The sequence below is a fragment of the Synechococcus sp. 8F6 genome, from assembly GCF_002252665.1.
Lineage (GTDB): Bacteria > Cyanobacteriota > Cyanobacteriia > PCC-6307 > Cyanobiaceae > Cyanobium_A.
In genome coordinates this window covers 1-8944 of record NZ_NQKZ01000028.1, presented here as the reverse complement: position 1 = coordinate 8944, position 8944 = coordinate 1, and the positions used below count along the sequence as shown (strand labels likewise).

General features: G+C 58.9%; 5 protein-coding genes. 4 read left to right on the top strand and 1 reads right to left on the bottom strand.

Features of this window, described 5'->3' with window-relative positions:
- The coding region (locus CJZ78_RS12780) for an ATP-binding protein (protein ID WP_158217086.1) at positions 1–1096 on the bottom strand (1096 nt) is incomplete at its 3' end.
- A gap of 88 nt (positions 1097–1184) precedes the next feature.
- On the opposite strand from CJZ78_RS12780, the gene CJZ78_RS12775 reads away from it, so the two are divergent.
- The 4 genes from CJZ78_RS12775 to CJZ78_RS12760 form a co-directional block, all read left to right on the top strand.
- Positions 1185–2105: a hypothetical protein gene (locus tag CJZ78_RS12775; RefSeq protein WP_158217085.1), complete on the top strand. Its 921-nt coding sequence runs from the start codon at positions 1185–1187 to the stop codon at positions 2103–2105.
- Between the two features lie 159 nt (positions 2106–2264).
- Complete coding sequence (locus tag CJZ78_RS12770; RefSeq protein ID WP_094561696.1) at positions 2265–5792, top strand: helicase-related protein; 3528 nt, start codon at positions 2265–2267, stop codon at positions 5790–5792.
- Positions 5792–8221 carry an ATP-dependent helicase gene (locus tag CJZ78_RS12765; protein ID WP_094561695.1) on the top strand — a complete coding sequence of 810 codons (2430 nt, stop codon included), beginning with the start codon at positions 5792–5794 and terminating at the stop codon, positions 8219–8221. Before CJZ78_RS12770 ends, CJZ78_RS12765 begins: the two co-directional genes overlap by 1 nt.
- A partial coding sequence (locus CJZ78_RS12760; RefSeq protein WP_143592928.1) for a DUF1156 domain-containing protein occupies positions 8221–8944 on the top strand: 724 nt, incomplete at its 3' end. The genes CJZ78_RS12765 and CJZ78_RS12760, both read left to right, overlap by 1 nt.

Sequence of the window (8944 nt, the reverse complement as noted above, 5' to 3'; positions counted from 1 at the left end):
CTTTGCGCAGCGTTGCCGTTTCACCCGGCAGGTAAGCGCCAGGGATGGATTCGGTGGCAGCGATCAGGTGCTGGTGCAGGTTGCCGCCGCGCTCGGCTGGCCGATCAAACGGCAGCTGCAGCAGGTGGCGCAGCAGGGTCATCACCCGCAGGAACACCGGCCCATCACCCATTGGCGGCAGGCCGCCATGAATGGCGCCCCCCGCGTTCTGAGCGGCAGGGCTCGGCGCCAGCTGGATCGGCGCCGCACTGGGCACAGCACTGCAAAAGCCATTGGCCTCCAGCCAGGCCAGATCGCCCCGGATGGCATCGGCATCAGCAAAACACTCCCCGTGCAGCCGGGCCAGAAAGGCAGCGGCCCGGTCCGCCAGGTCTCCTTCTGGCAGGGGCGAGAGGATCGCCTCCAGCTCCTCAGCGCTGGCGGGATCGCTTGCGGCCAGATCGGGCCAGCTGCTCAGCAGCTTGATCAGGTAGAGCAGGCGCTCCAGGTCCAGCAGGCGCGAATAGCCATGGCGCTGCAGCTTGCGTTCACGGTTGGTGGCGGAGCGGATGCGCCGGTCCAGCCCGGCCAGCTCCGCCTGCAGCACCGGAGTTAGCTCGTCGTAATGGGTGGGAACCACGGCGCAGATCGCCGCAAAGCCCTCCGCCCGCACTGGCCCGAAGTGGGGATCTGCCAGGGCCGCCGCCATCTCCTGAATCACCGGCACCGGCACGGCGCGCTCGCGGCGGCCGTTCCACTCCAGCGAGGTGGGCAGGGGGGTGTAGAGCCACCAGCCGATCCACTCCACCGGCGCGGGTAGCGGCAGCGCCTGGGTGAGTGCCAGCCGCCAGGGGCGGCGGGCGTGAGTGGCATCCACGATCACCGGAATTTCGGCGGCTACGGCTTCTTGGATGCGCTGGTGCAAGCGCTGCTGGATGTCCACCCACGGCCCCTGCACCGCCGCATCGCCAAACACCTCGGCGCGGATCACATCGGTGGAGAGCACCTGAGCGGGTGGATCGCCCGGGCCGGTGAGCAAGGGCGCCAGGACCTTGGCGAGGGTGGTTTTGCCGCTCGCGGGCTGACCAATCAGCAGGTGGCAGCGCAGCGGGGCCATCGCGGCAACAAGGGGAACCCTCCACTCTTTCGCACGAAAAATACTCTTGCCAGGGTCCTGTGCGCTGACGCTGCATTCAGCAACATCCATGCAGCCCGTGGCCCACTCATGCAGCAGTCAAGCCCGCTCCTCGCCAAGAAGAGCGGCCAATACCTATGCCCCGCCTACGCCCCTGGAAGACCTGCACATCCTCGACTTCCTCGAGCTCGCCGGTTCCCAGTCCAAGGCGGGCAGCGCCCTAGCCATGCACCAGACCACCGTCTGCCGCAGTCTGCAGTTGATGCAGCACCAGTTCAAGCTGGACCCCAGTCACGGTTCAACGGTGTGCCGGCACGGCTACAACACCTGCTTGCACTACCTGCGGCTCGCTTACCGGGAGCATCGCCTCATGGAGGGGCTGCTGCGCATCGGCACCGATGTGCTCCACCAAAACCTGCTAAGCACCCTGGCGGGAGTGCAGCTGGTGCCGCCCCGGTTTCGTTGCGGCGAGCACTGGGCGGAGCTGGTGCGGCATGGCCTGCTCGATGGAGCCATCGTGAGCTCCTTCTGCCTGGAGAAGCTGCTGCTCTCGGGCCAATCCCCGCAATGGGATGGCCTCGCAGCACTGCCCTTGGGTCAGCTGGCCTTGCAGCTGGTGGCCACCACACCATCAACACGGCGGGTGTTGCTGCCGGGCAAAGGATCCACACCACTGCTGCACCAGGCGTTGGAGCGGCACGGCTTTGCGGTGGAGAAGCAACCGATGGCCTGCCAGGAACCAGCGGCCTGGATCAAGCGGGCACGAGACCGGAAGCTGGCGATGCCGGTGTGTGTCGATCTGCTGGGGCATGGATGGCTGGTGGCGAACGCACTCGTTCCGCTGCCTGAGCAGCCGCCGTTGATCGAGCAGCTGTGGCTACTGCTCCCGCAGGGGGCGGTGAACACAAGGGCGGCCCGGCAATGCCTGCGGCTGCTGCGGGTTCAGATCAGCAAGGCAAAAACTATGCAGGATCGGCATGAAGTGCGCTGAGGATTGGTGTCTCAAAGCAGCCAATAGCGCTGCGCTTCGCAGCAAGACGACGCAGACTTGGACAGATCTGCTCTTGTTGATGCTCGGCTTGCCATCCACAGCAGAAGAAAGCCCATCAATTCCGCCAGACAGGCGGGCAGCTATTCAGAGGCAGGGCCGATGACCGCCCACCTTGAATCCCTCAAGCCCGACGCCCTCGTCAAAGGCCTGCTGGCCGGCGAAGTGGTGCGGATCGTGTCCGCCGAGATGCTGGGCGATGCTGCCTGCAAGGTGGTGTATCGCGCCCAGGGCGGTGCTCTGGGTGAGCAGCTGCTGTTCCGTAGCAGCGAGGCCAACCTGGAGCTGGTGAGCGGCGGCCGCAAGTGGAGCTTTGCCGGAGATGGCGATCGCTTCCGCCTGGTGAGCGAGGCCGAGCGGATCCAGCTGGCCCACCTGTTCGACCCCTACGTGGCGGTCAGCAGCAGCGCGATTGACCCGCTGCCCCACCAGATCAGTGCGGTCTATGAGCACATGCTGCCCAGGCAGCCGATGCGCTTCCTGCTGGCGGATGATCCAGGCGCCGGCAAAACGATCATGGCCGGGCTGCTGATCAAGGAACTGTTGATCCGTGGCGAGCTGGAGCGCTGCCTGATCGTTGCGCCGGGTTCGCTCACCGAGCAGTGGCAGGACGAGCTCAAGGAGAAGTTCGAGCTGCAGTTTGAGCTGCTCACCCGCGAAATGATCAACGCCACGGGCCTGGGCAACCCGTTTGAGCAGCGGCCGCTATTGATTGCCCGGATGGACATGCTGTCGCGGGACGAGGAGCTGCAGAACCGACTGGAGGAGGCCCAGGAGTGGGACCTGGTGGTGTGCGACGAATCCCACCGGATGAGCGCCCACTACTTCGGCAGCGAGGTGAAGCGCACCAAGCGCTACGAGATGGGCAAACGGGTGGGCAACCACGCCCGCAACCTGCTGCTGATGACGGCCACGCCGCACAACGGCAAGGAGGAGGACTTCCAGCTGTTCATGGCCCTACTGGATGAAGACCGCTTTGCCGGCCACCAGCGTGATGCCGTGCACCGCAGCGATCCCACCGATCTGATGCGGCGGCTGGTGAAGGAAGACCTCTACACCTTCAGCGGTACCAAGCTGTTCCCCGAACGCAAGAGCTATACCGCCGAATACGAGCTTTCGGATGCCGAGAAGGTTCTCTACGAGCGGGTCACCGAGTACGTGCGCGAGGAGATGAACCGCGCCGATCGCAACGCCAACCAGCAGGGCGGTGCCAAGAAGCGCGTCAACGTGGGCTTTGCCTTGATGACCCTGCAGCGGCGCCTGGCCAGCAGCCCGTTTGCGATTCACCGCTCCCTGGAGCGCAGGCGGGGGCGACTGGAAAGCAGGCTGAAGGAGGAACGGCTGTTGCTGGAGGGGCGCGGTGCCGGAGCACGGCTGCAGCTCGATGCGAGCTACGAGCCCAAAGGGCTAAGCAACGACGAGATCGAGGAGCTCTACGAAGAAGACACTGCCGTCGAAATCGAGGGCACAGAAGAAGCCTTCACCGACAACGCCACCTCAGCCCAGACCCTGGCGGAACTGGAGTTTGAGATCGACACCCTCAAGGATCTCGAAAAACTCAGCCAGAAGGTGGTGGACCAGCGCACCGATGCCAAGTGGCAGGAGCTGGACCGGATCCTCGATGACCCGCTGATGAAGCAGGCCAATGGCGCCAGGCGCAAGTTGGTGCTGTTCACCGAGTTCAAGGACACTCTCACCGACCTGGCGATCAAGATCCGCGACCGGCTGGGTAAACCGGAAGCGGTAGTGGAAATCCACGGCGGAGTGGCGCGCGACAAGCGCCGCCAGATCGTGCATGCCTTCATGAACGACCCGGAGGTGGTGGTGCTGCTGGCCAATGACGCTGCCGGGGAGGGCGTGAACCTGCAGCGAGCGCACCTGATGGTGAACTACGACCTGCCCTGGAACCCCAACCGACTAGAGCAGCGCTTCGGTCGGATCCACCGGATCGGCCAGAAGGAGGTGTGTCACCTCTGGAACCTGCTGGCCAAGGACACCCGAGAAGGCGATGTCTACATCCAGCTGCTGGAAAAGCTGGAAGCGGCACGAAAAGCATTAGGCGACAAGGTCTTTGACGTGCTGGGTCAGTTGTTCTCAGGCCGTTCGCTGCGGGAGCTGCTGATGGATGCTGTTCTCTACAACGAGAACCCTGATGTCAAAGCACAGCTGGAGCTGGAAATTGAGGGGGCAGTGGATCAGGGCCACCTGGAGGCATTGCTGGCCGAGCGGGCCCTGGTGCATCAGGGCCTAGATACCGCCACGGTGGAGCAGCTGCGCCAGCAGATGGAGCGGGCGATGGCGCGCCGCATTCATCCCCACTATGTGCACGACTTCTTCATCGAGGCCTTCCGGCGGCTGGGCGGCAAGGTGAATCCACGCGAGAAGGGTCGCTACGAGATCAGCTACGTGCCGCCGCTGCTGCTGGATCGCAACCAGCAGATCGGCATCGGCGTACCGGTGCAAACCAGATATGAGCGCATCTGCTTTGAAAAGGAACATGTGGCCGAAAGCCCCAGAGCCGAACTGGTTAGCCCCGGCCATCCCCTGCTGGAGGCCTGCCTGTCGCTGGTGCTGGAGCGCGATGGTGCGGTTCTTGGCCAGGGAACGGTGCTGGTGGATGAACGTGACCTAGACAGCGAGCCCCGCCTGCTGTTCGCCTTGGAGCATGGTCTGCAGGACGGACGCAAGACCCGCTCTGGTAAGCAGCAATTAGTGTCCAACAGGCTGCAGTTTCTGGAGATCAGCCGCACGGGAGAGGTGAATGCGGCCGGCTCTGCCCCTTACCTCGACTACCGCCCACTCAAGGAGGGCGAGCAGGCCTTGATAGAGCCCCTGCTGGCTGAGAGCTGGCTGGCGCAGGATTGGGATGCGGTGGTGCTCAAGCACGCCATGACCACCCTGGTGCCCCAGCACCTCGAAGAGGTGAAGGGTGAGCGGCTGGAGCGGATCGCTAAAGCCAGACGTGAAATTCAGGCGCGCATGCAGCGGGAGATCAACCACTGGAGCCGCCGTTATGCCGAGCTGCAACTCCAGGAGCAGGCCGGCAAGCAGGTGCGGCTACCAGCCAAGGTGGCCAAGGATCGCGCCGAGGTGCTGCTGAGCCGGCTGGAGAAGCGAATGGTGCAGCTGGAGGCCGAGGCCCAGATCACCGCCAAGGTGCCCACACTCAAAGGTGGTGCCCTGGTTCTTCCTGTGGGGCTGCTGCTAGCGCTGCAGGGCCAAAGCGAACCGGAGGGCGTGGACGCAGCCGCCCGCAAACGAGTGGAACTGCTGGCGATGAACGCCGTTTTTGAAGCCGAGAAAGCCCTGGGTCGCATGCCCAAAGATGTGAGCGCCGAGCGCGGACGGGGCTACGACATCGAATCGATCGACGACAAGGGTGATCTGTTCTTCATCGAGGTGAAGGGCCGGGTGGATGGGGCCGACTCGGTGACGCTCACAATCAACGAGGTAAACACCGGCCGCAATTCACCCCATCGCTTCCGCCTAGCCCTTGTGACTGTTGAAGGTGATAGGGCCGCAAAGCCGGTGTATGTGAGCGGAGTCGACTGGGGCCTGCCTGGCTTTGGCGACACCCAGATCACCAAGAACCTTCAACAACTGCTGGCAGCAGGGAGGGATGCCCACTGATGAAACCGACAGAAGAACAGAAAGCGGTGATTAAGCACGAACAGGGTCGAGCGGTAGTATTTGCAGTGGCAGGTTCAGGAAAGACGACAACTGTTGTCAAAAGGATTAATCGCCTCATTGGTGAATGCGGCCACAATCCCAAACGGATACTTGCAACAACATTTAGTCGATTTGCTCGCAATCAGCTTGAACACAAGCTTGCCGATGAAGAATTCTGCGAAGGGGTTGAAGTGGCCACACTCCATGCCGTCGCCCTGCGCATTGTCAATTTCAAGACAGATCAGCTTGGGGCCCCAAGACGTTTCAATGTTGACGACAATGAACTATCGGGATGCTTTTTCAAGGCGAAAGACAGGATACGTGATGGCAACGGCATCAACCCGAAAGACCATGAAATCAACATGCAACTAATAGAGGACCTCGGGTACAGCGATTTTTCGAACTATCTCATGCAGCTCAAGGGCGATATGTTGTGCACGGATTGGATGTACGAATCACTCCCCGAGCGGGCCCGCCCATATTTTGACATTGAGCCCTTTCAACGAAATCAATGGCTAGAAGTATTAATTGATACCTACGAGCACGAGAGAAGAAACTCCAAGGCGCTTGGCTTTGATGACATCATGGTTAATGCGACTGTCGGAGTAGGCTCAAACGTCGAATTGCGAGAACAGTTTGCTTCTCGCTATGAGTTTGTCGTTGTGGATGAGTATCAAGATGTCAACAAAGCACAGGACATGATGCTGCAATTCTTGGACGAAAGGTCACAAAATATGATGGTAATCGGAGATGATGACCAGACAATCTACGAATGGAGAGGGGCAAGGCCAGACTTTATTCGATCAAAGCTGAGCGACAATAGCTGGACAGATTATCGCCTAAGCAGGAATTTTAGATCGTCGCCTGGACCGGTGATACTAGCGGCTCAAGTCATCGAGAAGAATCAGAACAGAGCCAAAAAGAAAATGATGCCGATGATGCCATTTACTGGCAAGTTGGACATTCGACGTTTTCATACAATCCGCGACCAGGCTAACGAAATAGCACAGATCGCAGAATCAGTCCACGCAGAGACCGGAAGCTATGACAACATCGTGGTATTAATTAGGCAGTACGCTGAGACCCCATGCATAGAACAGGTTCTGATTGCCAAACAGATACCGTACGAGATTCCTGATAGCAAGCCGTTCTATTTCAGAAGAGAGACGGGTTACATTCTTGACTACCTAACGCTTTTAATTCTCGAGCACAAGCGAATACACTGCAGCAGACTTGATGCAAGCGATCAAGAAATCTACGAAAAAGCATTGCGAAAGATTTATACACGACCAAAGACATACATGAAGCGCACGGCACTTGAGGTCGTCATTAACAAGGCTCTTGTCTCGGAAAATGCCAAGCCCTTAGGCCAGTTACTGGATGAATACAATGAGACGAGGCAAAATGACTCTGGCAAGCGGAGCGAAGGAGTGGATAATCTAATCGCATTCTTCTCCGCATACTCAGACAAAAGCCCCAGTGAATATACTGCAGCGAAAGCCATCTCTGATTTAGACGCGAAAACCGAGCTTCGACAGTGGATTATCGATTCCTCTGTTCATCCCCGCATTGGCCGAGTTAAAGCACAGATATTTGATGCCCTTGTCGATTACGCTGAAGACGATACGCTTGCCGCATTCCTGGCCCAAATCGATAGAGTTAAAGCATTTAATGCAACGGAAATTTGCGGCAGGAATGAGTCTAAGTTAAAAATACTTACAGTATTCAAGGCGAAAGGGCTTGAGTTTCCTGTTGTGGTTATCCCCAATATGAATAGTTCTCAAACTGATTTCCCCTCGGCGACTGGCGAAGTTACCAGTGCTCGGGAGAAACGTTCTGCCGAGGAGGAAGAAAGGCGTATATTTTATGTGGCCATGACGCGGGCCATACATGATCTACATATTTTCTATACATCGAATGAGCCGTCGCCTTATTTGACAGAAGCGGACTACAAGATTGTCGAAAGATATGTAGCCGAATGCCGGGCTATATTCAAAGGAGAGCTGTCGGCCCTTCCTAGTCAGTCAGGAAGTTATTACCTGGAAAATCTCTTGTCATATATGCATCTCTATCAGGTTGGGAATGCATGTGCAAGGTCGTGGTCTCGTCTCCTTTCGTCCGAGACCCAGCAATCCGTCTATTCGAAGGTTCTTCAGGAAATCACGTCGCATCTTGAATTGAAACCTCTAAAGACTGATCAAGAGCGGAGACAATCTTCAATTAGGTTAAAGCTGTGGGACGATATCAACCAAAATGCCATCCGTTTTCGAGAAAAGCGACAAGATTCACCCGACGATAGTGATACGCGAGAGAGGTTTGGCCCCCACTCACAAGGTGATATAGGTGTATTTGATGTGATTCTCGAAGACAGCGAAACGGAGTTCGAATGATGAGCGAGCACCCCGTCAAACGCCGCAAGAAAATGATCGAGGTTGCCATCCCTTTGGAGGCGATCAATGCGGCATCAGCGCGGGAGAAGAGCATCCGCCATGGGCATCCGAGCACCTTGCATCTGTGGTGGGCAAGGCGGCCGTTGGCAGCAGCAAGGTCGGTGATCTTCTGCCAAATGGTGGATGACCCCTCAGCAGTACCAGAGGAGTTCCCTACTGAGGAAGATCAGGAGAAAGAACGGCTGCGGCTGTTTGCCCTTGTCAGTGAACTGGTCACCTGGGAGAACACCACCAATGAACTGGTATTGAACCGGGCGCGGGAGGAAATCAAACGGAGCTGGCGGAGGGCCTGCGCTGATAACGCCGATCACCCACAGGCAGCAGAGCTCTTCAATCCAGACAAGCTGCCTGGCTTCCACGATCCCTTTGCCGGTGGTGGGGCACTACCCCTGGAAGCTCAACGCCTGGGATTGGAGGCCTACGCCAGTGATCTGAATCCAGTGGCGGTGTTGATCAACAAGGCGATGATCGAAATCCCGCCGAGGTTTGCGGGCATGCCGCCGGTGAATCCGGACAGTCGGCACGATCTGGATGTGCGCCAGTGGAAGGGTGCCCAGGGCTTGGCAGAAGACGTGCTCTACTACGGCAAGTGGATGCGCGATGAAGCCGAAAAGCGCATTGGCCACCTCTACCCGAAGGTGGAGGTGACAGCTGAGATGGCGA

What these genes read in the sequence shown, in the direction of transcription:
- CJZ78_RS12775 (WP_158217085.1), top strand. Translation starts at nt 1,185, where the DNA reads ATGCAGCCCGTGGCCCACTCATGCAGCAGTCAAGCCCGCTCCTCGCCA.
- CJZ78_RS12770 (WP_094561696.1), top strand. Translation starts at nt 2,265, where the DNA reads ATGACCGCCCACCTTGAATCCCTCAAGCCCGACGCCCTCGTCAAAGGC.
- CJZ78_RS12765 (WP_094561695.1), top strand. Translation starts at nt 5,792, where the DNA reads ATGAAACCGACAGAAGAACAGAAAGCGGTGATTAAGCACGAACAGGGT.